We start from the raw sequence: 23596 nt of genomic DNA, 5'->3' as shown, positions 1-23596 counted from the left end.
CTCGCGCGCGCCCATGTCCCAAAAGGAAAACCTTACGGAGCGGGAGGCCGTGTCTCCAAACCTGAACCGGGAGCGTGTTCGAACACACAGTCGCCGCAGAGACCACCCGCCGGGCAGCGGTAGTAGAGGCAGCAGGTGGCGCGGCGCAGGGCGGGTCCGCGGACGGTGCCGGCCAGGTCGGGGTGGGCGAGGAGCCCCGAGACGAGTCCGGCGGCCCGGACTGCGACCTCGGGCCGGTCCCGCGCGTGGGACCAGCGGATCAGCTCGCGCAGCGCCCCGGCCAGCGCGGAGCCGGCGTTGCCCCGAAGGAGCCGGGGCGAGATCCGTCCGTCCTGGCGGAACGCCCGGGACAGCGGTACGAGATGACCGTCCACGACCGTCGCGCGGAGCTGGTCCACCGTGGCGGGGAGGGAGGTGCTGCCCGTCCACCACAGGTCGTCGGGCGAGGTCAGTGCCCCGTCCCAGTACAGCTCCGCCGGGTCGAGCCGGGGGAACCTCCCGTACAGCGCGGCCGGACCGAGCGCGGTCGACCAGAGCCGGGCGGCGAGCCCGAGGTGGGCGATCGAGGCGGCGACCCGGCGCTCGGGCGTGCGGAGGCGGGCGGCGACGGTGTCGACACGGGCGGTCAGCGGGCCGGTCTCGCCCGCGTAAAGGCGCGCCAGCGGCCGATGGGAGCCGTCGCCACCGGGCGGGCCTGCGCGCAGGGCGAAGAAGCCGCCGACCGACGCGCTCTCGTCGAGATCCACCGTCACTGCCTCGCTCTCTCGTTGCCGCCTGGCCGACGCGCCGTCCGAATGCCTCCTGGAACGGTCGCCCGGCATGGAGACGGTCAAGTGCGGGTCACCCTTGACCATGATCAGGTCATGACCGGACCAAGCGGGTCCCCGCACCCGCCGCTCACCGTAACGCTCAGGCGCATGACCACTTCACCTTCCCCTTCGCCCTTCCCCTCCCCTTCTCTCTCGCGGCCTCTTTCGCGGCGGAGCGCGGTGCTGGCTCTGACGGCCGCCGCCACGGTGGCGGCGGCCGCTCCCGCCGCCCGGGCCGCCACCGTGCGTACCGGGAAGCCGTCGACCGCGGCCCGGGCGCTGGCCGAACTGCGCGCCGGGAACGCCCGGTTCGCCGCCCTGCGGGAGATCCACCCGCACGAGGACGCCGCTCGGCGCGCGGCCGTCGCCGTCTCCCAGCACCCCTTCGCCCTCGTGCTCGGCTGTGTGGACTCGCGGGTCCCGCCGGAGCTGGTGTTCGACCAGGGCCTCGGGGATCTGCTGGCGATCCGGTCGGCCGGTCAGGCGCTCGACGAGGCGGTGCTCGGCTCGATCCAGTTCGGCGTCGAGGAGCTGGGGGTCCCCTTGGTCGTGGTGCTCGGGCACGAGCGGTGCGGGGCGGCGACAGCCGCCGTGGAGTACGTCCGCACCGGAAAGCCGGTCGAGGGGCACCTGGCCCGCGTCGTGGAGGAGATCGCCCCGGCCGCCCGCGCGACCCGGGGCCTGCCCGGCGACTGGGTCGAGAACACGGTGCGGGCCAATGTGGCCCGAATACGGGGGCGGCTGGCTCGGGATGAGGCTTTCGGCAAGGCCCGGATCGCCGGCGCCCGCTTCGACCTGGATACCGGAAAGGTCGCGTTCGACCCCTCCTGACCAGCGCGGGCGTACATCTCCAGGCGTACGTCACCGACTCGTACTGCGGCGGCAGTACGACGGAACGCGTTCCCAGGTACGACGACGTGAACGCCCGGAAGAGAGATCGTTGTATGTATGAGCCCCCTCCTCGTGTCCGTGATCCTGTCGCTGGTCTCGGCGGTCGCCTACGCGGCCGCGGCGATCGTGCAGGAGCGGGTCGCGGCCGCCGCCGGAGGCCGCACGTACGCGCCGGTGCGCAACCCGGTCTGGTGGGGCGCGGTCCTGCTCAACGGTCTCGGTGCGGCTCTGCACGTGGCCGCGCTCGCCTACGGTCCGCTCAGCCTGGTGCAGCCGCTGGGCGCGCTCACGATCGTCTTCGCCCTGCCCATGGCGGCACTGTTCGCCGGTCGGCGGGCCGGGCGCACCGCCTGGCGGGGCGCGGTCATGGCCACGGTCGGCCTGGCCGGACTGCTCAGCCTCACGGGCAGCGCCGAGTCCCAGCCCCTGCCCCTGCCCGGGACCGAACGATGGCTGCTGTGCGCCGGTACCGGGGCGGTGGTCGGCATCCTGTTCGCCGCCGCGCATGTGGTGGGGCGCTCGGTACTGCGCAGTGTGATCCTGGCCGCCGCGGCCGGGGTGTCCTTCGGCATCGCCTCGGTCTTCACCAAGACGGTGGCGGTGGAGTGGACGCCGGGGGCGCCGCTCGCCCAGTGGACCAGCCTGCTGGTCCTCTCGGCGCTCGCGGTGACCGGCCTGCTGCTCTCGCAGGCCTCCTACCGGGGCGCGGGCCTCGCGGCTCCGCTGGCCACGGTCACCGTCGTCAACCCGGTCGTCGCCGCGGCGGTGGGTCTCACGCTGTTCGGTGAGACCTTCCGCTACGGCGCGGCGGGCACCGTCGCCGCGCTGATCTGCGGCGCGGTGGCGGCGGGCGGGCTGATCCAGCTCACGACGGACCGGCTGGCGGCCTCCGAGGACTCGCCCGCGGTGTCAGATCGAGACGCCCCGCGCCCGCAGGTAGGCCAAGGGGTCGATGTCGGAGCCGTACCCGGGACCCGTCCGCACCTCGAAGTGGAGATGCGGTCCCGAACTGTTGCCGGTCGATCCTGACCGCGCGATGCGCTGGCCGCCACTGACCCGCTGGCCCTCGCGGACGGTGAGCGCGGAGAGGTGCGCGTACTGGCTGTAGCGGCCGTCGTCGTGGCGGATGACGACCTCGTAGCCGTACGCGCCGCCCCAGCCGGCCGAGACGACCCGGCCGGTGGCGACGGCCCTCACGGAGGTGCCCGTGGGCACCGGGAAGTCGACGCCGGTGTGATACCCGCTGGACCAGGAGGAACCGGACACGCGGTAGCGGGTGCCGAGGGAGGCGGAGACGGGGGCGTGGAAGTGATCGGCCCGCGGCGCGGCGGCGGGCTTGGGGGCAGGCTTCGAGGCGGGCTTGGGGGCCGGCTTGGCTTCCGCCTGGGTGGCGGGAGGCTTGGGAGCGGGGGCCTTGGTGATGGGGGCCTTGGTGACCGGGGCCTTGGTGACCGGGGCCTTGGCTGCGGGTGCCTTCGTCGCGGGCGCCTGCGCCTTCGGCGTGGTCTTCGGTGGGGTGGTCCGGGGGGCGTCTCCGGGCGCCGGCCTGGCGGGCGGCGCGGAGATCCGGAGGGTGAGCCTCTGCCCGGGATGGATGAGATCGGGGTCGCTGCCGACCACGGTGCGATTCGCCTCGTAGAGGCCCCGCCAGCCGCCCTTCACCCGCTCCTCGCGAGCGATCCGGGAGAGCGAGTCCCCGCGGGCGACCGTGTACATCTCGCGGAGGGCGGGCACGGCGGTCGGCGTCGTGCCCGCCGGTGCCTTCGTCGCACCCGCCGACGAGGCGGTGCGCTGCCCCGGTAAGGAGGCGTGCCTGACCCCGCTACCGCTCTCCCGCTGCTGCTCGGCGAGGCCCGCCCGGGGCGCGCAGGTCGGCCAGGCGTCGGGACCCTGCCCCTTGAGGACCTTCTCCGCGACGGCGATCTGCTGGTCCTTGGAGGCGAGGTCGGCGCGCGGGGCGTAGTGGGTGCCGCCGTACCGTTCCCACGTCGACTGACTGAACTGCAGCCCGCCGAAATAGCCGTTGCCCGTGTTGATCCGCCAGTTGGAGGAGGACTCGCAGGCCGCGACCTTCTCCCAGACGTCGAGCGAGGCCGCCTGGGCCGTCCCCGCCCCGATCAGCGGCAGCGCCATGCCGGCACCGCCCGCCGTGACGGTGAGCGAGGCGCGGTTGATCCGGCTCGGCTGGTGTCTGCGGTGTCGTCCGCGTACGGCCATGGGCCCCCCTTGAACGCGTCTGCTGAACGTAATCAGCAGTCGCCCAAGGTAAGGGAGAGTCACAGGCCGTGACAAGGGCCCGGGCCGAAGCCCGGGCCCTTCAAGTCCCTTGCGTCACGGGCGAGTCAGAGTCCCGCGGGACCCGGTTGAGGCTGAGGCTCCGGTTCCGGTACGGGGGTGGGCCCCGGCGGCGGCTCGGGGACCGGGTTGGGCGGCGGCACGGGAACGGGGCCCGGCGTCGGAGGCGGGACGGGACCCGGCGGCGGCACCGGCGAAGGGGGCACCGGGTCGGGGTACGGGTGGGTCATGACGGGCCTCTCGATCGGGTGGGGGCCGTACGGCTCCAGGGTCTCCCGGAGCGTGTGCCCGCGCCCGCCGGGCGCATTCATCCGGGTCGCCGCCCGGCGGGTGGAGGAGCCCGCCGGGGACGCGTTCAGCGGCCGGTCACCACAGCTCGGGGGGTCGCCTTGAGCTGCGCCTTGGCCGCGTGGACGACCTCGGCCGGCGGCTCCGGGGCCTCGTCGGGGTGCTTCTCGGCCCACTTGGCGGCGTACGGGCAGAGCGGCACGACCGGGACGCTCTCACGGGCCGCGAGGGCGTAGAACTCGCGCACCAGAGACCCGGCGATGCCCTTGCCCTCGTGACCCTCCTCGACGAGGGTGTGCACGGCGACGAGGGCGCGCGGCTCGGCGTCCAGGACGAAGTAGACGACGACACCCACGCGGGTGTCCCCCTCGAACGCCTCCAGGCGCCCCTTCTCCCGGTCGTCGCGGATCTCCAGCGCTGCTGCCATGCAGTGCGTCTCCCTCGGAGTTCGATCAGACCTGGGCGGGTACGGCGTGCGGGCTGCGCAGGGTGTCGCTGCCGGGCACCGGCGCGGAGGCGTCGGAGCCGAGCTCGACGATCCGGTTGTCCGCGTCCACATGCACCACCCGCGGCACGAGCGCCCGCGCCTCGGCGTCCTCGACCTGCGCGTAACTGATGAGAATCACCAGGTCACCGGGGTGCACGAGATGGGCGGCGGCCCCGTTGATCCCGATCACCCCGGACCCCCGCTCCCCCTCGATGACGTAGGTCTCGAGCCGGGCACCGTTGTCGATGTCGACGATGTGCACGAGCTCCCCGGGCAGCAGATCGGCCGCCTCCATGAGCGCGGCGTCGACGGTGACGGAGCCGACGTAGTGGAGATCGGCCTGGGTCACAGTGGCCCGGTGGATCTTGGACTTGAACATGGTGCGAAGCATCGAGGTACTCCTGGATCTAGGCTCCCTGCCTGCGTTTTTGCAGGTCAAGGGCGGTTTCCTTACCCTACAACGAGTCGCGCGTTCGGCCGGCATTCCCCAGGTTTTCCAGGACTCATGCTGACCACTTGCTGACTTTCCTGACGCATCATCAGGTGACTGAGGGAGGGCTTCGCCCGCTCTCGCGACCCCACCGCGACGACTACACAAGCGTACGCAGCACCCTGCGAACGGCGTCCGTGATCACCGTCACTCTGGCGGCCTGGACGGCGGTCGGGAGCGAGGGCCGGTCGACGGGAAGCCGGCCTGCGCAGCACCATAGGTCAGAGGGGCAGTCCCCCTCTTCCGTCTCAAAGGAGGAAGGAGGCCCTCTGGTGCAACGATGAATCTGGGGACCGAAGCGGCGCGGCAACGTAGCAGCGGATCGCCGGTTACCCAAACCGGCGATTCTCATGACCATAGCTGTAGCTCGTCCGGTGACTCTTGGCGGTGGCACAGGGCGGGTGCCACCAGTGTTTCGAATCCGGTCCGAGCAGCGCACGGCCCAATGTCGCGATCAGGCTCAGGCCAGCCTCGAGGAGCCATCTTGCCCGTGGAATCGCACTCCGACGAGACCCGCACCAATATCAACTCGGCGCGCAGGCGCCAGTCCGAGCTGAACAAGATCGAGCGCAACTTCGACGCCAAGGTGGCTTTTCTCGTCGAGCGTGGAACCTTGGACGCTGCACTCGGCCCCGTCCTGGAAAAGCTGCACAAGTACCGCAACGAGATGTAGGCCCGAAGTCATCAAACCCGCCGCCCTGATCTACTTCGACTCCGCTTGCACCGCGTTGGACTCCTACCGTCAGCTGTACATGGCGTACGGCTCCCCCTCTGAACTCGGCCCGGAGCTCAAGAAGTACGCCAGCGCCGATGGTCCGCTCGGGCTCGTGAGACAGGACCTTCCGCAGAGGATCGCCGCGCAGCTCCGCCGCGAAGTGGGACTCGACCTGCCCCAGGTGCGCAGTGCCCTCGTCCAATATCTGCACGCTCGCCTAGATGAGATGAGGGATGGACTGGCGTTCATCGAAGACAGCCTTGGCGTTCCGCACCTCGTGCCCGGGGATGCCCTGCGCCTGGTGCAGGCGAACCTCACGGCGACGACAACCCTCGAACAGGTTCGCGGACTGAAGTATCCGTATGCCAAGGGGGACCTAGAACGGTGGCGAAGCCTCGTGTCCGCACTGGAGTCGATCGACGACAAACACCAGCTCGTGCACGAGTATGCCAGCATAGGGTGAGGTTGCCGCGGACCATGCCGACCGCGACTGATACGGCGATGAGCAGGGGCGTAAGGGCCGGGCACTGCGGCGACGGCGGCGTTGGTGAGGCCACCGAGCGCGATGAGGACCGTCGTCCGCGTCGCCGCTTCGGTTCGGCGGGCAAGGGCGGCGTACAGGGTGCGGCCGAGGGTCTGTCCGGCGCCACCGAGGCCGAGGGCCCAGGCGGCCTGACTTGTGGTGTACCCGCGTTCCAGGAGAAGGGGGACGAGGGCGACGACGACGGCGTACATCGCGAAGCCGGACAGGGTGAAGGCGGCGGCGAGCAGCAGGACCGGCCGGCTACGCCCGACGCCTTCAGCGCCTTCGGCCTTGTGTGCAGGGCTGGTTGCCGCGTCAGGCCAGGGTGCGCGCAGGGCCAGGGCGTGGGCGGGGATGGTGACGGCGGCGTGGTCTCAAGATCCGGTACGTGGTCCGCAACGACCGGCCGAGCCGAGGACTGGCATGGCCGATGCACTCACCTTCTACAAGAAGCTCGCGAAACTTGCCACGTGAGACACCCTCTTAGGACGTTTCGAACGAGCAATCGGAAGGCCCTCCCGAGGGCCAGAGCCCTCGGCTCGCGCCCCCATCGCACCCAGTGCGCCATGGAGTTGAGGACGGTCACGACCGGTGTCCCTGCCCGCGTGTAGGACCCGCGATGCAACGCCCCGAACCGAGTGCGCGCGCGGGGCGCACGGGCGCACGCCCCAGCACGTCCCAATGCGCCCCATCGGTGCGTGCGCCCATCCTGAACTTCCCGTGGATGGCATCGACATCGAAGTCGACGAACTGGCCATGCGTGGCGTGGCCCTGGAGCGCTACCCCGAGTTCGATCGCCACGCAATCGCCTGGTTCACCGACCCGGCCGGGAACGCCCCCTCGGTGATGCGGAAGAACTGACCGTCAGCGGGATCATCCGGGTGAAGCGCAGGGAGGGCTCGACGCCGAGCTCCCTGCGCAGCAGGCCGCGGAACGTGTCGTAGCGCCGGACGGCCTCGGTCAGATTCCCCTCAGCGAGGTGCGCGGACACCACCGCCCTGTGGGCGCTCTCCCTGAGCGGCTCCATCCCCACGCTCGCCAGCGCGGCCTCCAGGGCGAGCGCCGACCGACCCTGTCGGGCCAGGCGCTCTGAGAGGACATCCAGGGCGAGGAGGCGCATCTGGCGCAGCCATTCGCGCTCAAGGACGATCCACTCGTCGTCCCAGCCGGGAAGCAGGTCCGCGCCGACGAGCAGGTCCAGCAACCCGCGGGGGTCCGGGAGCGGGTCGCGGGAGTGCAGGACCCTCAGCGCGGTGTCGGCCAGGACATGGGCGTCCACGTGGACGCCATCGGCGATGTCCATCGTCTCCCGGGTGCAGCACAGGAGCGGCCGGTCACCGCGCGGCAGCTTCCACAGCGCCGTACGCAGGCTCCCCCGGGCCCGCTCCTCCGGCACGTCGGGCCAGAGGGCGCCGGCGAGGGCGGAACGGCTGACGCGCCCGTGCAGGCCGACGAAGGCCAGCAGGCGTTGCGCGTTTCCGCACAGTTCGACCGGTGCGGCGTCGTACTCGAGACGGAATTGTCCGAGCAGCCGCAAGCGGGCACCCACTGACGAGAGGGAGGCGGAAGGGGGCGGAGACGACATCATCTGCGGCTCCCGCGGAATACGTGCGTGTGCGGCCTCGAAGGCCACAGTCGCCCTCAATAGTACGTCTCGCAACCACATTTGGCGCGCTGGGACCACCTCCACGGGTGGCGCAAGCGGGGCTCCTGGGTGCACGCTGAAAGAGGGGATACAGACGGCCGCACGCGCGCACAGGAGGCGAACGCAATGGCCGACAACATCATGAAAAGTCAACAGAACGACCTCAGTTCGCTCATGGAGCGGGCGTCGAAACGTGACTCCACCGTCCCCTTCGAAGGCTATAGCCGCGATGACGGAAACATTCCGGGCAACATCCTGATCGTCGAATCCGGCGACTGCGTATATTCCTTCGCCAAGTCCGACATCATGGACCGGGAGACGATCGGCGCGGACCGGATCAGGGTGTACGTGCGGGAGGGAGCCACCGCATTCCGCCTGGGCCGGCTGCGCACCGGTGAACCGCAGGCCGGCTTCATGGTCGCCATGGAGGACATAGCCCCGCCGACGAGCCCCCGAGTGCCGGGAGAGCCGAGGCCGGCAAGCGGGCTGGGCGGGCTCGGGAACGCCGAAGCGATGGAGCACACGGCTCCTCCACCGGCCGTGGACATGCCGGGCGCGCCGCGCTACGCGGCAGCGGGCACGGGACAGGCACAGGCAGGACAGGCACAGGAGGCCCAGCCCCGGGTGCTCGCCCCGCCCCTCTCCACCGTCGGAAGCTACTGGACGAACAGCTGCATCGCCGGCGACGTCTTCGCGAACAACTGCGCCCACTTCCTCTCGGACGCGTTCATCCGCGCCGGGTACACGGAGCTCTCCTCTCCCAACCCGCACATCAATGCCCGTTGCTACACCAATGCCCGCCGGCCCATCAGAGCACGGGACATGTGGTCATGGTTCGCGTCGAAGGCGGTTCGCACGAGCTACACGCCGACGCCGTACACAGGATGGTGGGCTGTCTTCCAGCTCGACGAGAACGTGTACTGGGGCGGTCACGTGGCGCTCTTCGACTCCGACTCGTGGACGTACTACGGCACGGGCTGGCACGGCACGTGGCGCCAGTACATGTACCAGTGGTGAAGGAACGGCACCCGGCGCACCGCGTGCGCCTCCCCGGCTTCGTGAAGGACGACGACGTCGGGCTCGGTGATGCCGTCAAGCACGCGACGCAGTCGCTCGGCATCAGGCCGTGCGGTGGCTGCACGGAACGCGCCCGCAGGATGAACCGATGGCTCACGTTCTCGCCGTGGCACCGCGACAAGGAGTCCTCATGAGCGTAGAAGACGTCAGAGACGAATCGGCGCACACCGCCCCCGGCGAGACCGCGACGGCAGGAACGTGCCGGACCTGCGAGGCGCACCACTCCCGCGCGGCGTCGCCACGGTCGTACGTCTACGCACTCGGTCAGATCGAACTCCACTTCCCGAACCAGGGCGTGGAGAAGGAGCTCGCCCAGAGCATCAGCCGCGCCGACACGGCGGGTCTCACGGACCGACAGGCTTTGAGCACGGTTCTGAACCTGCCGGAGAACCGCTATCTGGCACGGCAGGTGTGCTACGTGTTCACCGTCCAGGGCGTGGAAGCCTACCTCCTTGTACCGCGCGATCCCGCCGACTACGGTCTGCTGGCCGAGGCCATACGCCCCGACCAGCAGGTGACCGCCCTCGACTGTGTCATCGGGGTGCGCGACCCACTCGCGGATCCGGGGCCCTGCGTGGGTCTGTCCTTGCCCACGGTGTCGGTGGACCAGGTGTACTCCTTCGCCGTCACCGACCTCCTCGACGCCATCGAGAAGCCCGAGAGGATGGCGGGAGAGACCTTCGACCGCGCGGCGGAGGACCTGCTCAGGACGGTTCTCCGGGCGTCCGGCAACACGGGCGCCACCGACGGCCAGCGTGCCCTGACCTATCTGCTGGTCCGCTACTCCGCCATCTACCAGACCACCTTCGAACGGTCGATGGACGGCTACTCCCTGTCCTCCATCGACGTCCGCCCGTCCAGCGTCGACGGTGCGCGCCGGGTCGTGGACGTCGTGTTCTCGTACACCAGCCGGAGCACCGACGTCACGGAGAAGAAGTTCGTGCCGGTCGATGTCACGGACGAGTATCCGTTCCACAGGCACGGCATCTCCGACTACTACGACCACCGCTGACCTCGTGCCCGGAAGAAGGAGAAGCGCCATGGGCTTTCTGGGATTCGCCGATACCGCGCCCGAATGCGCCGGCGCACTACCCAATTTCTGGCAGGAACTGGCCTGCCCCTTCGAATGCGACCACCTCTGTAAGGAGGAGTGCAAGCCCCCCCACAGGAACAGTGCGCGGTGCAAGCGGTGCAGCGAGGAGTGTCTCAACACGTGCTACTTCGTGCCGTGCTGCAACAGGTTCCAGCGGTGCGAGAAGGGCGTCGTCGAGATCAGGGCCGACTGCTACCACGATTGGGAGTCGAGCCGCGACGACTCCCCCGAGAAGACCGAGTGGGTGTCGACCGGAGAATTCTGCAGGCAGTGATTCAGATCGTGAAGGTGTCGAGGTACGAGATACGGCGGGACAACCCACGCGGACTCTCGACCTCGTCGACTTCCATGACCAGCAACCGCTGGCGTCCCGGCCCGGGCGAGGCCGACGCCAGCGGTACCGTGCCCGTCCACCGCGCCAGCGGGCCCGTCACCTCCACGAGGGGCAGGGCGACCCCCGTCGGGAAAGTCGTCCCGGGCGTCCCCACGGTCCGCCACTGGGCCGGGTCGTCGACCGACGTGCTGCCGAGCAGCTGCCTGCCGACGATGATCGTGGTCCTGAAGTTTCCCGGAGCCGTCGGCGGCAGCGGACCGGTCACCGTCACCGAGGCCTCCGTACCGCCGGCGGACAGCGTGACCGACGCCCGCCGGTGGACGGGGATCTGAACGAACCCGGCGTCCACCCCTGGTGACAGCCGCAGGTCCTCCGGGGTGCGCAGCGCGTCCGGCTGGAGGCGTGCGACGCAGAGCCGCACGAACGGCTGGTAGACGCGCTGGGCCTTGAACCGGACGTCCGCGTACCAGAGTTGCCGCTGCTCGTCGTAGGCGACCGGATACCCCATGGCGTGTCCGGCTGACATCTGCACGTCCACGGCGTCGAGCAGATCGGAGGGGCGCGGGAAGCCGATCGGCGGCGCTTCGCCCGCCTGGCGGACGGGGTCACGCCCCCACATGGTGGCCCACTGCTGGGACGCCGCGTCCGGCTGGGCGTTCTGCCCGAGGACTCGTACGGCGAGCAGTTCGCCCTCACCGGACACGTACCAGGGGCGCTGTAGGTAGACCCGCACGACGCCGCCCTGCCGGACGCTCGCCCGCGTTCCGCCGCTCGACTCGTCCTTCCACTGGAAGGCGGGCACCACGGAGTGGACCGCCGGCGCGGGCGGCCGGACGGTCGCCGGGACGTGCAGGGTGACCGGTGAACCGGCGCGCGTGACCGGCGGCACGACGAACGAGACCTCGACATCGGCTCCGTCGGCGATCGCACCGCCCGCCTTGCGGGCGACGCGGCCGGCCTCGTGGTTCACGGTGTAGTCCTGGTCAAGGGTGTAGGCGCGGCCGGGCTCGGCGGGTGTCCCCGCGGCCGTCACGGGGTCGACGGCGGCCCGGACGACCACCGTGCCCGGGACGAAGGAGGCCGCCACCTGTGCCTCGTTGAGCGCGGTGAGCCGGATCGTGCGGCGGTCGGTGAAGTAGGGGATGAAGGACGAGGTGCCGACGGGGGTGAACCGCACGGCACGATGCCGGGTGTCGTGCACGTCGTGGCGCGAGCGGAACGGGCTGACGGCGACGGGAGCGGCGCTCCCGGGCCCGTCGGCCGCCGAACGGATTCCGTCCTCGCCCTGGTGCAGGACGGCACGGCCGACGGAGTAGGAGGGCGTGCTCTGCGCCGGGTCGTCGGCGATCTCGTTCCACATCGCCTCGACGTGTACCGAGAGGGTCGAGGGACCGTGGACGGTCAGGGCCGGGTCGTCCAGGACGTACGCGGTCTCCTTCGGCCCGCGCTCGACGCTCGGCCGGCCGAACGCCGGGGGATCGACGGGGCAGCGCACCGCGTGGATGAGCCGCAACGTCGTCGTCGGCGTGAGCTGTGCGACGTGTCCCGCGACGGCTTGGGCACGGGCGTCGTCGAGCTCCTCGGCCGACCGGCCCTCCCCCTCGGCGAACCAGTGCCACAGGCCGAGCAGCTCCTCGTCTCCGCGTGTCAGCATGCTGCTCAGCCGCGACGTGACGTCCGCGGCGGGCGGCAGCGTCACCCGGATCAGCCGCCCCGCGGGGTTGAAGACCGGTGCCGGGGTGGCGCCGGAACCGCCCGGGGCCACGACGAACCGCACCGGCAGCCGCTCGTGCCAGCCGTTGCCGTGCGGCCACGCGGCCAGGAGCTCCGAGGTCTGCGGCAGCCCCACGAGCGCGACACCTCGGGACAGCGGGTCGGGCAGCCACGGCAGGCTCATGGCATCGACGTCGGCGTACGGGGCGCCCCCGGCACCCGGGTCCCTGGGTCCCGTCACGACACCGCCGTCCAGCCGGCTGAGCAGCGCGTGGACGGCGGGGTCCAGCCGGTGCTGCCCCACCACGTCGAGCACGCCATGCCGTTCCAGCATCTGCACGGCGGCCTTCGGCGCCAGCAGATGCCGTTCACACGTGGCGCCGAGGACGGGCGCGGCCGGGTCCTTGTTGTCCGTCCGTACGACCAGCACCGTGAGCGACTCGCCGGGCGCCACGGGACGCCGGGGCACGAGCACGGGAGCGGGGACGGGTTCGTAGCGTGTGTAGAGGAGCGGCGCGGTCGCCGGCTCGCCGGCCGTCGGCCGGTCGGTGAAGGGCAGACTGCGGCCTGCGAGGTCGACGAGGCGCGCCCGGAAGCGGTAGGAGCGGCCGTACCGCAGCGACGGCAGCGTGCCGTCGGCCGGCCGCAGCGTCGACGAGAACGGCAGGCCGGCGTCGGTCGCGGGACCCGGGTCGGTGAGCTGTTCCGACACGTCCAGCATCTTGCCCGGGGGTTCCGCGACCAGGCTCCAGCCGTTCCAGCGGAACAGCGACTGGTGCAGGCGCGAGACGCGGTTGTCCTGAGCGTCCTTGCCCCGGGTGAGGGCGTCGGCCACCGAACCCTCGTCGTCGACGGGCACCTGCTCCGCGACTCCCCGCACGGTGTAGTGGCCCGTGCGCCGGCACAGCGGGTACCACCGGCCCGACTTCTCATCGAACACGTCCACCCGGTACCCCTGAAGCACCCTGCCCGCGTGCAGGGTGATGGCCTTGCCCGGCTCGGTGGCCGTGTGAAGGTCGTCGTTCAGGGCCTTGGATTCCTTCAGGACCGTACGGAAGGCGACCTGACGGTTCTTCTCGGCGACGAAGATGCCGTCGGAGCGCAGCGCCGGCGCGAGCAGCACCGGTGGCTGCTCGGTCCGGGGGAGACCGGCGAGCATGTCGCCGTACGACCGGAGCGCGAGGGCTGCCGCGTCGACGTCGACCGTGTGCGCCGCGTACCTGTCGGCATCGTCGAGCGGAAGGTGCAGGGCGGCCTGCGTACCGTCCCGGCCCGCGAGGAACAGCCGGCCCCCGCGGATGACGCACCGGGTGAACGGGAGGTCGTTGTGCAGGAGCGTGAGGGTCTCCGGGTGGGCCTGGATGGCCACCGCGCCGTCGAGTTCCTCTGGGAGCGGGACCTTCACCCGCCGTATCAGACCGATCAGGGACATCAGGCCGGGATGTTCGGCGAGTGCCGCGAGAATGCCGTGAAAGTCACGGTCCGGGGGCACGACACCGGACGGGGCCGCCGTTCCGCCCAGTGCGAGCGGAGCCGCGAACGGCTCGTGGAAGTCGGCGACCCGCAGCCAGCCGAGGGGGTCCTCTCGGGCTTCGTCGGCCAGCACCCCGTGCCGCAGCAGCGAGGCGAAGGGGTCGGCGTCCGCGGAGCGTGCGGCCCTGCCGCCGTCCTGTGCGCCGACGGTCCGTACGAGCGCGTCGACGGCCTGCCAGTCCTCGCGCCGTACCGGCCGCGAGCCGGGATCCACGGGCGCCGGCGCGCCGGGGACGCCGTCCACGGCGGTGAAGCCGTCCACGGCGGTGAACAGGCGCCCGTACTCCTCGCGCAGCGAACCGGACACCGCCTGGACGGGGTAGGACTGGACCGGGTCGGTGGTCACGGCCTCGTCGAAGAGGTACGGCGTGACCGGGGTGGACGACGGGAACAGCGCGCCCCAGAGCGCGGGCCGGGGAATCGGCTCGACGACGCCCGTGCGCGACGTCGTCTTCCCGGTCGCCTCCTCGCGGAAGGTGACGTCCAGGGTGAAGGCGAGATCGGGCCAGGTGCGGATCCGCGGGAAGTCCTTGAGGGTGAGGGCCTCGGTGTCCGCCCTGTCGGCCGCGGTGCGGGTGAGCTGGAACCCGAACACCAGGGACAGACGGGCGGTTCCGTCGTCGGCCCGCGGCGCCGCCGGGTCCGGGAGCAGCGTCCATACCACCGTCACGTCGGAGGTCATGCGTCCACCATCGCCGCGAAGGCGGCGCACCTTTCCTGCCAGGGTCGCGCGGTCGGGAACGCCTTGGCGAAGTCCGGATCGTCACCGCCGCTGAAGGATCGCTCCAGCGACATCGACACCGACTTGGAGAAGAAGGCGACCCGCACCCGGACGGTCACCGTGGCCGTCCCGCGGAGCGTTTTGGGAGACTCGTACGTCAGCCCGAGATAGAACTCGACGGAGATGTTGACGATGCCGAGGATGTCGAGCTCGCCCACGGCCCGGAAGAAGCCCGTGACGGCGGACTTCTTGTCCTTGAGCTTGATGTAGACGCCCGCCGTCACGCACACCGAGCCGCTGGCCACGCCGACGTTGAGGGAGGCCGCGGCGCCGAACTCCACTTGGCCTTCGAGTGCGACGACCTCACCGGTCTCGACGGTGAGCTTCAGGAATCCGCCGCCGCCGAAGAGGGAGACCGTGAGCAGGAAGGGGTGCTCCCGCGAGGACACAGCGAAGGAGGCGCGCACCGCGGAGCCGTTGAACGGCAGCACGACCTCGGTGGACAGGGCGAGGTTCTGGAGCATGAAGACACCGACGCCCACGCCGGGTATAGCCAGACCGTAGCCGACCGCGATCCCGGTGGAGTCGACGGCGATCCGTGGCCCGTTCGCCGGCGACGGCAGGTACTCCCGCAGTCGGTCGAGGAATCGGAGGCTGCCGTCGAACCTCACCTGCCCGACCTTGACGTCGAGGGTCGGCGTGGTTCCCGGTTTGCTGGTGAAGGCGAGGCTCTTGACGTGGATCTTCAGCACCTCGGCGAACGTCAGGTCGAAGGAGTGGAGTTCGCCGCGCACTTCGGAGCGGGGTGCGGTTCCGTCGAGGCGCAGCACCGTGGTGCTACGGATGTCGAGGGTCGTGTCGGCGGTCGTCGTGAGCGAGCCGGAGGTGGTGGTCTTCACGTCGGGACGCCAGGTGAGCGTGGTCCGAACCTCCTCCGGGGGCCTGCCTGGAGGGTGCTTGACCTCGGTCACCATACGCGGCACCTTCTCACCGTCTCCCGTGCCCATGTTCGGCACCGACTCGACGAGTGCGGTCAGGTCGATGACACCGAGGAGCCGAGTCGGGAATCCGCCTTTCAAGGGCGGGCGGGTGAAGAAGCTCCGCGGATCGAACGTCCCCGACTTGAACTTTTCGAGGTCCCCGCCGACCAGGCCCGCCGCGCTCGACAGACCGGAGACCGGGAGGTCGAGCTTCGCGAGACCGCCGGAGCTCGTCGCGGGCGGCGCGAAGCCCACGGGGGGGTCCAGGCGAGCGTAGACCTGGTGGGTGGCGGCCAGGCCCTGCTTCACGTATTTCTCGTCGAGCCGCAGCATACGGGCGGTCGCTCGGGCACCGTCGGCGTCCGAGGCCCCCGGGGCTGCCGCCGAGCGCGAGGCGAGGGCGTCCAGGGCGGGCAGCCGCGCCTCGACGCCGATGAGTCTGGGCAGGGCACCGAGGCGACCGGCCGCCTCCAGGTCCGGCTGGGAGGCGCTCGACGCCTCCGCGCCGATGCGCAGCGCCGCCACCTCCACGGTGGTCGACTCCTGGTCCGCGCCGGTCGCCGGAGCCAGCTCAAGGCGTCCGGAGGCGGGCAGCGCGATGTCCTTGGCCTGCTTGTTGAACTCCTCGACGGCCTGGCCGAGGTTCCCGTGTGCGCGGTCGCCCTCGATGAACACGAGCGGCGCGGTGAACGAGACCGCGTGACGGCGCTTGTCCATGGCGGTCAGGGCGAACCGCAATCGCCCGTCGGCCGCGCCCGGCCCGCGCACCCAGAACCCGACGTTCGGCGTCAGCTTGTCGGTCTTGTCGCTGACGTCGACGGCCAGTGGACCGTCCAGTCGGACCCGCTCGAAGGGAAACGCCCGTCCCCCGTTCGGCAGTGCGGCGACACCGTCGTACGTGACCTCGGGCAGCATCACGGTCAGGATGCTCGTCCGCACCAGGCCGTGGTCGAGCCGCCGTTCGGTCTGCGTCGCGATGTGCACCGGGATGCCGAAGGGCCACAGGTAGCCGCGCTGCACCACGTTGACCGTGATGTCACGGCCGATGACGGACCTGTGCCGGTACAGGACCACCCCCACGCCGGGCACGCCCATCCAGTTGCCCGTGAGGTCGACGGTCGCGCCGAGCGCGCTGAACGCCGTGTCCCTGGCCAGGACGGGGCGCCGGTCCATGGCGGCGGCGATCTGACGTCGCGCCGTCGCCGACAGGGAACTGGTGAACTCTTCGGCGGACGAAATCTCTCCGGCCGACTTGACCGGCACGGGCAGCCGCGACGGAGCCGCGAGCGGGCCTGGATTCGGCGGAAGAGCCAGTCGCGTGTGCCAGATCCCCGTCGCTCCCGTCGGCCCGGTCACCGGCTCCGTACTGTGCAGCCAGACGACCCGGTTCGCCTCCACCGGCGCGAGGGGCAGCCCCCACACACACTCCAGGTGCGCCGAGGCCGTCGACAGTCCGGTCCAGCCCAGCAGCCCGGCGGCGCTGAACGGGATCGACGACCCGGCCGGCACGCGCAGCTCGATCTGACTGATGTCGGACAGCCACGCCTTCTTCACGCCGGTGGAGGCGCCCCCCAGCGTGGTGGCCTCTTCCAGCATGGCCTGCGGGGGAACGCGGATGAGGAGGGAGCCCGGCTGCGTGGGGCTCGCCGTCGTCAGCCGCTGCCCCGCACCGTTCCCGAGCCGAATGATGCCCGAGAAGCGGAACTCGAGCACGAGCATGTCCTCGCGCCGCAGCAGGGTCACGACCCGCTGGGTCATGTCCGGGTCCGAGAGAGCGTCGAGGTCGAGTTCCTCGACCGTATCGAACCCGGAGGCGGCCAGACCGACGGCCTCCCGGTCCCGGTCCGGTTGATCAGCGTATTCCTGGCCGGTCATCTCGCTGCTTCCTTCGACGCACCCATCGGAACCTTTGGCACGTTACGAGCGGGGCGTCATCCGCGCGTCAACAGCGAGAGGCCGGCCGGCGGCAGGGCGGTCGGCTCGCGGGACTGCCGGCCGTCACTGGGCAGCCAGGAGCCTCGATGGGCGCGCGGTGATCAGCCAAACGTCCCCGGCCTCCTGTACGGGATCGACCGCGGCGGGCCCCCGGGCCGCCGCGGCGCGCCGTCAGCCATCCGTCGTCCTACCATGGATGGTGGTGGTGAAGAGCAAAGGCCCGGTGTCGGGAACACCCTGCAGGACGGCAGATGAACCCCTCTTCCTCCCTCCCGTCTCGCCCCGCCCACCTGCGGCTGCTCGGTCAGTTCCGGCTGGAGTTCGACCGTGAGCCCGTCGAGGTCTGCGGAAACGCGCAACGGCTCCTGGCCTTCGTCGGCCTCCGGCGACGGGCCGGACGTTCCGTGGTCGCGGGAAGCCTCTGGCCGGACGCGACCGAGGCGCAGGCACGCGGGAGTCTGCGTACGGCTCTGTGGAAACTCGCGCGGTACGACTCCGCGCTGATCCAGTGCACCCCGGGGACGATCGCCCTCGCCGACGATGTGAGCGTGGACGCACACGCGCTCTCGGATTCCGCGCGGGACGTCCTGTACGGGCGCGGGCCCCTCGACGACGACCAGTCGCTCCTCGGCCTGCTGAACCGCGGGGACCTCCTGCCCGACTGGGACGACGACTGGGTCGTCCTCGAGCGGGAGTGGCTGCGCCAACTGCGCCTGAACGCCCTCGACACACTCTCGGAACGGCTGGCGGGGCAGGGCCTGCCCGCCCTCGCCCTGGAGGCGGCGCTGGCGAGTATCCGCATCGAGCCGCTCCGCGAGAGCGCCCACCGGGCGGTGGTCTCCGCGCATCTGGCCGAGGGCAATCTGAACGAGGCCCTCCGGCACTATGACGCCTTCCGGCATCTGCTGCGCGCCGAGCTCGGTGTCGAACCGTCCGTGCGGTTCGCGCGGATGATTCCCCAGCCACAGCAGTGACAGGACAAGAGCGATGACGGCGGGGTGACGGACCGCTGCCACCCTCTGAGGATCCGACCGGAAGGAGACCGGTGGTGAACACGCTTCCGTATGCCCGGAGCAAGAACCGCATCGTCGAACTGATGGAGCAGCCCGCGGAGCGGCGTGACGCCGACTGGATGAGGGACGCGGCGCAGCAGGCGATCCTGCTGGAACTCGCCACGCTCCCCCCGTATCTGTGCGGCATGTGGTCGATCGACACGTCGACCGGGGACGGCTCCGTCCACCGGACGCTGCGCGAGATCGTCTTCGACGAGATGTCGCACTTCGGTCTGGCGTGCAACCTGCTCACCACACTCGGCGGGATTCCCGTGCTCGACGACGCTTCGGTGGTGCCGACGTATCCGGGGCCCTTGCCGGGAGGCGTGCGGCCCGAACTCAAAGTTTTCCTCAGCGGGCTGACGACGGACGCGGCGGAGATGTACTCCCTCATCGAGCAGCCGGACCAGCCGCTCGCGAGGGACGCCGCGCCGCACCCGTCGATCGGGGCCTTCTACACCGCCCTCCTGGAGGCGTTCCGTGCGCATCCGGAGCGGATCACCGGCACCCGGCAGCTGACCCTGCACTTCGGTCACGGCGCGGGGAACCCCGTCGTGCCCCTCGCCACGCTCGCCGCCGTGGAGAAGGCCATCGGCGTGATCAAGGAACAGGGCGAGGGCACGACCGCTTCACCCGAGAACCCGCACCCTGGGGCGGCGGGAGAGCTGGCCCACTACTACGCCTTCCGGGAGATCTTCCACAAGCGCAGGCTCAGGAAGAACCCCGACACCGGGAAGTTCGAGTTCACGGGAGCGGAGATCCCGATTCCGGACGCCCTGCCGATGGGGATCGTTCCCGCCGGGGGCTGGCCCCGGACGGGACCTTCCGCACCGGACGCCGGGACGACACAGCTCCTCGACGAGTTCAACCAGGCGTACAGCAAGCTGCTGCGTCTGCTGCAGGATGCGTGGCGGCGGGACGACGAGGGCGAGGCGGAGGGGCTGCTGTTCGAGGCGATCGCACAGATGTCTGCCCTGCAGGACCCCGCACAACAGCTGATGGCGCGCCCGCTGCCCGGCGGCGGTAAGAACTACGGGCCGGAGTTCCTCTACGTGACTCCATGACGGGTTCGAGCCTCCCGTTCGCGCCCCTGCCGCGCGAGTGAAAGGGCACCGGTTCGGCGTCCCGGGTGGTTCGGGACCGCGCTCCGCGTCGTGACCGGGGTTAGCGTCCGCGTTCCGATCCCCATCCGCCCGGCGGCGTACCCTCCCTTGCGCGTCCACGGGCGGAGAACGGCGACGATCCGATGAACGTCCCCCACCCCGCGCGGACCCGCTGATGGCAGCCACCCCACTGCCACAACTGGCGGCCGATGTCCGCGACGGGCTCGTCCCCCTGCTCCCGGATCTCCAAGGGCTTCCCGAAGCCCAGCGCCGCAAGCGCCTGGCGCAGGCGCTCGGACTGCCTTCCGAGGCGCTCACCCCGGAGGCGCTGCTCGCGCGGTTCGCACTGCCGAGCGCGGCGCCGCCCGGGGATCTGTGGCCGGTCCTCGTCGACCTGCTGCGGACGGCGGTGCTGGGTGCGACGCGGGCGATGCCGAACTGGTCGCTGCTGATCGAGGACGTACTCCTCGCCGGGCCCACGCAGGTGCAGCCGCTCGGGACCACCCTGCCCCCGGTGATCGACCTCACGTTCAGGTTGAGCGACTCGCTCACGCTCGTGCCGGGGCTGGCCGTACGGGACGGGATCAGCCTCGTAATCTCCCTGCCGACGGCCGTACCCGACGACTCCACCCTCGTCTTCCGGGCCGACGGCTTGGAGCTCGCGCTCGCGGACCACGAGCTGCTGAAGCTCCTCACCCCCGACGGTCTCACCCTCAAGGGGAGTCTGGGGGCTCGCCTCGACAAGACGGGACTGCGACTCGAGGGCGGCGGCAACGGCAAGGGCATCGCCCTGCCCCTGGACCGGGCCCCGGCGGGCTGCGCGCGCCGTCGCTGTACGTGTCCTCGCGCGACGGCGGGCTTCAGCTCACCTCCTCCTTCCGCGCCTCGCTACTCGGCGTCGCGGACGCGGCGGTCGACGGGGCGGGCCTCGACGTCCGACCGTCGGCCGGCGGGTACACGCCGTCGGTGGTGCCGCCGAGGGGGCTCGGGCTCACCCTGGCCGTCGGCCCGGCGAAGGGCGGCGGGTTCCTCGGCGAGCAGGACGGGCAGTACCGCGGCGCGCTCTCGCTGAGCCTGGGCCTCGTCGAGGTCAAGGCGTTCGGGATCCTGCAGCCCCGCCCGCCGTCGGTGCTCGTGGCGCTGAGCGCCGAGTTCACGCCGGCCATCGAACTGGGCCTCGCCTTCACGCTCAACGCCGTCGGCGGTCTGATCGGCGTCGGCCGCGTTCTCGACGGGGCGGGCCTGGCTGTGGTCGTGCAGTCCGGTCACCTGGACGACCTGCTCTTCCCCGCGGCGCCGCCGCGGCGGCGCCGCGCATCCTGACCACGATGGGGACGGTCTTTCCCGCGCGGGCCGGGAGCACGGTTGTCGGGCCGATGTTCCGGGTCGGCTGGGGCCGTCCGGTCTCGTTCGTCACGGCCGACGTCGGCGTGGTGCTCGAACTGCCCAGCGGGGTGGTGGGCATCCTCGGCAGGCTGCGGATCGCGCTGCCCGCCCCGGGTCGCGGCCGGCACCGCCGACGGCGGCCTCGGCTTCTCCGTCTCGCGGGACGGCCGGGTCCGGCTCGGCCCGGAGGCGGCCGGCTTCACCGACGCCTCCGAAAACACCCTGACAGTCCACGGGCACACGATCACCGTCGACGGCCGCGCGCTCTCCCACGGCCTGCTGCCCGTCGGCGCGCCCGCCGCCGGCACGGGCTTCCCGCCCCGCACCTCGACGCACCGGATCACGCGCTCCCGGCCTCCGGGTACCTCCTCCAGGCGGGCCCCGGGGTGACCGCCGACCTCGCGTACACCGTCCGGTCCCACGGCACCGTCGACTACGAGGAGTCCTGCGACCTGTTTTTGACAGGACGCGGCACGGACACGCTGGTCGTGGGTGGGTTTCCGGTGGTGCTTTCGACGGCCCGGTCGGACAGCGACCTCCTCGGTGTCACGGCCCTGGTCTCCCTGCCCCAGACCCCCCGCGAGCTGACGGCCGTCCTCGCCCCGGCGACGGGCTACCTCGCGCGGACCGCGCACGGCCTGTGCAGCGCCTTCGGAATCGCCCGCAACGGCGCCTTCGCCCTCGATCCGTCGACCGCCCGCTCTTTCGCCACCCGGCCGGCCCTGGCCACGGGGTCGCTCACGACGCTGACGGTACGGGTCACGACGACGGTCACCGGCGGTCCCCCGCCGAGCGGCCCCGTCACCTTCAGCACGGCCGACCGGGTGCTCGGCACGGTCCTCCTGGACGAGGTGGGCATGGCGACGCTGCGGACGGCGGAACTGCCGGCGGACGTGGCCGGGATCATCGTCTCGTACGAGGGCGGCGACGACCACAGTCCGTGCGGCGTGACCGTTCCCTCAGCGTCTCAGGGGGACTCGGGCGGCGATGCCGCCCCATGAGCCGGCGGCTCCTCGGGGTTGCGGGTCGCCGGGGAGTCGGTGACGACCCGTTTGCCGTCCAGCGTGTAGTCGCGGCGGCGGCGCCGGGGCACATACCCCTCAGGGCAGAGCCGCACGCCCCGCACCGGCGGGGGGTGCTGGTCCTGCGCCGCGGGCGAGTAGGGCGGCGGCTCCGCCGCCCTGCCCGCCTCGTCGATCCGGACGCACTCGACGTCCGGATCGACCTCGGAAGGGATCACCTCGGGCCGGTCGTCCTCGGCCGGAAGGTCACTCGACTCCACCCGGGCCTCCCCAGTAGAAGTTCGAGCCCCAGGTCGTCGTCCCGGAGAAGTCGGTCGCGATCCTGTAGGCGTTCGGGTTGGTCTCGTGGGTGAAGCCCTGCATGTTGACCATCGTTCCGGAGGTGTCGGACTGGTAGGCCAGGTTGCGCATGTAGGCCGCACGGCTCCAGCCCTCGTACGGGAAGTGGCCGCTGCCCATCCAGGTGCCCGTCGGCCCGGGGTGGCCGACCTCGTCGACGACCTCACCGCCCCAGTCGATGGACTGCGCCTGGTTGAGCAGCCCCGCGGCGTTGAACAGGCCATCAGGGCCGCCGGCTGGGTAGTACCCCATCCATTCGCTGCCTATCCGGATCCACCAGTTGCCGCTGAAGAGCGTGACTTTGATGGCGAGTTCGTACTGGTTTCCCCCGTACACGCTCTCCGCGAGGCGTACGGTCGGGTAGACCGTGGTCGACGCCTGCTTCCAGCCGAGCACGTCGGTGTTGTAGCCGCCCTTCTTCGGGCCGCTGGCCGTGTAGTTGTTGGTCGTGTAGAAGATGAACAGGTGCGGATACCAGTCCCCGTAGAGGTCCTTGTAGGTCTGCGCGCCCACTTCGACCGTCTGCCCGTCGGCCGTGCCCTGCGCAAAGCTGCCCCGCACCACCCACTCCTGCCCGAGGGAGAACTCGTCCGACCACTGAACGTAGGGCCGCCAGGTGTTGATGACGCCTTCCGTCCCGAAGTTCGTGACCTGCTGGATGGCGTGCGCGTACTTGTGCGGGGAGGCACCCGGGGGCGCGAAACCGGGATCGTCGGGCGGTGTCACGACCCTCGCCCGTGTCCCCTTGGCGAGGTAGTCCTGGAGCGTGCCGGCGGCGGTGATGCTGTCCAGCTGCTTGCGCACCATGGGAACCGTGCCGGGAGGGCCCGTCTGGGCGCTGCCGGCGCCCGCCTCGAAGGGCTGGGGGGACGCGGGACGGTCGGTGCTGCCGGAGCTTTCCGGGTACTCGAGATCGGGTGGCTCGGCATCGGCCTCGCTGGGGACCCAGTCGAGGTCCTCGCCGTACGGGGTGGTGGTGCGGGCGACGACGTCACGTCGCGCGTACAGGTCCTTGAAGTACTGCCGGATCTCGTCGAGCCGCTCCGCGGCCTCGCGGTCCAGTTCCCGGCCCCCTCGCGGTGGCGGCGCTGACTTCGGCGCCTCCGGGTTGCGTTCGATCCTGCCTGATTCCACGGTTCCCTCCTTCATGGCTTCAGGACCGACC

At 71.1% G+C, this 23596-nt stretch carries 20 protein-coding genes and 2 pseudogenes; 12 read left to right on the top strand and 10 right to left on the bottom strand.

The genetic code is table 11. From position 1 onward, the window contains the following. Nucleotides 1-32 precede the first annotated feature (32 nt). Nucleotides 33-746 carry a (2Fe-2S)-binding protein gene (locus IE136_RS07235; RefSeq protein ID WP_189600014.1) on the bottom strand — a complete coding sequence of 238 codons (714 nt, stop codon included), beginning with the start codon at nucleotides 744-746 and terminating at the stop codon, nucleotides 33-35. Between the two features lie 243 nt (nucleotides 747-989). Between IE136_RS07235 and IE136_RS07230 the strand changes: the two genes are divergently transcribed. Together IE136_RS07230 and IE136_RS07225 are read left to right on the top strand one after the other, a co-directional pair. Then, nucleotides 990-1640 (top strand): carbonic anhydrase, encoded by a 651-nt coding sequence (locus tag IE136_RS07230; RefSeq protein WP_229818690.1) that lies wholly within the window; start codon nucleotides 990-992, stop codon nucleotides 1638-1640. 117 nt (nucleotides 1641-1757) lie between these two features. Further along, nucleotides 1758-2729, top strand: a complete 972-nt coding sequence (locus IE136_RS07225) for a DMT family transporter (RefSeq protein WP_189599851.1) — start codon at nucleotides 1758-1760, stop codon at nucleotides 2727-2729. Here the strand turns inward: IE136_RS07225 and IE136_RS07220 are convergent. The 3 genes from IE136_RS07220 to panD all read right to left on the bottom strand — a co-directional run bounded on the left by IE136_RS07220 (nucleotide 2610) and on the right by panD (nucleotide 5161). After that, the gene (locus IE136_RS07220) at nucleotides 2610-3917 is read right to left on the bottom strand and encodes a transglycosylase family protein (protein WP_158992483.1); all 1308 of its coding nucleotides are present in this window, start codon (nucleotides 3915-3917) and stop codon (nucleotides 2610-2612) included. The two genes, IE136_RS07225 and IE136_RS07220, sit on opposite strands and share 120 nt — an antisense overlap. 433 nt (nucleotides 3918-4350) lie before the next feature. Then, a complete protein-coding gene (locus IE136_RS07215; RefSeq protein ID WP_189599850.1) occupies nucleotides 4351-4710 on the bottom strand; it encodes a GNAT family N-acetyltransferase in 360 nt (119 codons plus the stop codon). 25 nt (nucleotides 4711-4735) lie between these two features. After that, nucleotides 4736-5161 carry an aspartate 1-decarboxylase gene (panD, locus tag IE136_RS07210; RefSeq protein WP_158992481.1) on the bottom strand — a complete coding sequence of 142 codons (426 nt, stop codon included), beginning with the start codon at nucleotides 5159-5161 and terminating at the stop codon, nucleotides 4736-4738. Nucleotides 5162-5750: 589 nt separating this feature from the next. Between panD and IE136_RS07205 the strand changes: the two genes are divergently transcribed. Together IE136_RS07205 and IE136_RS07200 are read left to right on the top strand one after the other, a co-directional pair. Beyond that, nucleotides 5751-5933, top strand: coding sequence for a hypothetical protein (locus tag IE136_RS07205; RefSeq protein WP_189599849.1), 183 nt, complete (start codon nucleotides 5751-5753; stop codon nucleotides 5931-5933). 79 nt (nucleotides 5934-6012) lie between these two features. Next, nucleotides 6013-6438, top strand: coding sequence for a hypothetical protein (locus tag IE136_RS07200; protein WP_189599848.1), 426 nt, complete (start codon nucleotides 6013-6015; stop codon nucleotides 6436-6438). On the opposite strand, the pseudogene IE136_RS35405 reads toward IE136_RS07200, so the two are convergent. Then, nucleotides 6431-6866: pseudogene (locus IE136_RS35405) on the bottom strand (MFS transporter); the annotation flags it as partial. The gene IE136_RS07200 and the pseudogene IE136_RS35405 overlap by 8 nt on opposite strands. Nucleotides 6867-7218: 352 nt before the next feature. Here IE136_RS35405 and IE136_RS07195 point away from each other — a divergent pair. After that, the gene (locus IE136_RS07195; RefSeq protein ID WP_158992477.1) at nucleotides 7219-7359 is read left to right on the top strand and encodes a hypothetical protein; all 141 of its coding nucleotides are present in this window, start codon (nucleotides 7219-7221) and stop codon (nucleotides 7357-7359) included. Here the strand turns inward: IE136_RS07195 and IE136_RS07190 are convergent. Then, complete coding sequence (locus IE136_RS07190) at nucleotides 7313-8047, bottom strand: AfsR/SARP family transcriptional regulator (RefSeq protein ID WP_308432392.1); 735 nt, start codon at nucleotides 8045-8047, stop codon at nucleotides 7313-7315. The two genes, IE136_RS07195 and IE136_RS07190, sit on opposite strands and share 47 nt — an antisense overlap. Before the next feature lie 222 nt (nucleotides 8048-8269). Between IE136_RS07190 and IE136_RS07185 the strand changes: the two genes are divergently transcribed. The 3 genes from IE136_RS07185 (at nucleotide 8270) to IE136_RS07175 (ending at nucleotide 10587) form a co-directional block, all read left to right on the top strand. After that, entirely contained in the window at nucleotides 8270-9160 is an 891-nt protein-coding gene (locus tag IE136_RS07185) for a hypothetical protein (RefSeq protein WP_158992475.1), read from the top strand. A gap of 190 nt (nucleotides 9161-9350) precedes the next feature. Next, nucleotides 9351-10232, top strand: a complete 882-nt coding sequence (locus IE136_RS07180; RefSeq protein ID WP_158992473.1) for a cyanobactin maturation protease PatG family protein — start codon at nucleotides 9351-9353, stop codon at nucleotides 10230-10232. Nucleotides 10233-10260: 28 nt separating this feature from the next. Continuing rightward, a complete protein-coding gene (locus IE136_RS07175; protein ID WP_189599847.1) occupies nucleotides 10261-10587 on the top strand; it encodes a hypothetical protein in 327 nt (108 codons plus the stop codon). Between the two features lies 1 nt (nucleotide 10588). Here IE136_RS07175 and IE136_RS07170 read toward each other — a convergent pair whose 3' ends face one another. Then, on the bottom strand, nucleotides 10589-14575 hold the full coding sequence (locus IE136_RS07170; RefSeq protein WP_189599846.1) for a hypothetical protein: 3987 nt from the start codon (nucleotides 14573-14575) through the stop codon (nucleotides 10589-10591). Beyond that, nucleotides 14572-17469, bottom strand: coding sequence for a hypothetical protein (locus IE136_RS35400; protein ID WP_229818689.1), 2898 nt, complete (start codon nucleotides 17467-17469; stop codon nucleotides 14572-14574). The genes IE136_RS07170 and IE136_RS35400 overlap by 4 nt, the downstream gene beginning before the upstream one ends. Nucleotides 17470-17780: 311 nt before the next feature. On the opposite strand from IE136_RS35400, the gene IE136_RS07160 reads away from it, so the two are divergent. From IE136_RS07160 to IE136_RS07145, 4 genes and pseudogenes are all read left to right on the top strand, one after another. Further along, nucleotides 17781-18503, top strand: coding sequence for an AfsR/SARP family transcriptional regulator (locus IE136_RS07160; RefSeq protein WP_189599845.1), 723 nt, complete (start codon nucleotides 17781-17783; stop codon nucleotides 18501-18503). A 74-nt stretch (nucleotides 18504-18577) separates the two neighbouring features. After that, the gene (locus IE136_RS07155; RefSeq protein ID WP_158992468.1) at nucleotides 18578-19645 is read left to right on the top strand and encodes a ferritin-like domain-containing protein; all 1068 of its coding nucleotides are present in this window, start codon (nucleotides 18578-18580) and stop codon (nucleotides 19643-19645) included. 414 nt (nucleotides 19646-20059) lie between these two features. Next, nucleotides 20060-21120, top strand: a pseudogene (locus IE136_RS36560) (DUF6603 domain-containing protein); the annotation flags it as partial. A 336-nt stretch (nucleotides 21121-21456) separates the two neighbouring features. Continuing rightward, complete coding sequence (locus IE136_RS07145; RefSeq protein WP_189600039.1) at nucleotides 21457-22071, top strand: Ig-like domain repeat protein; 615 nt, start codon at nucleotides 21457-21459, stop codon at nucleotides 22069-22071. On the opposite strand, the gene IE136_RS07140 is transcribed toward IE136_RS07145, so the two are convergent. After that, nucleotides 22038-22352, bottom strand: a complete 315-nt coding sequence (locus IE136_RS07140) for a hypothetical protein (protein WP_158992464.1) — start codon at nucleotides 22350-22352, stop codon at nucleotides 22038-22040. The two genes, IE136_RS07145 and IE136_RS07140, sit on opposite strands and share 34 nt — an antisense overlap. Beyond that, on the bottom strand, nucleotides 22339-23565 hold the full coding sequence (locus IE136_RS07135) for a neprosin family prolyl endopeptidase (protein WP_158992462.1): 1227 nt from the start codon (nucleotides 23563-23565) through the stop codon (nucleotides 22339-22341). The genes IE136_RS07140 and IE136_RS07135 overlap by 14 nt, the downstream gene beginning before the upstream one ends. Nucleotides 23566-23596: the final 31 nt, after the last annotated feature.

Origin of the sequence: Streptomyces lateritius, from assembly GCF_014649715.1 — a bacterium.
Lineage (GTDB): Bacteria > Actinomycetota > Actinomycetes > Streptomycetales > Streptomycetaceae > Streptomyces > Streptomyces lateritius.
The sequence above is the reverse complement of the archived record's forward strand: the minus strand, read 5'-3'. Positions and strand labels throughout refer to the sequence as shown.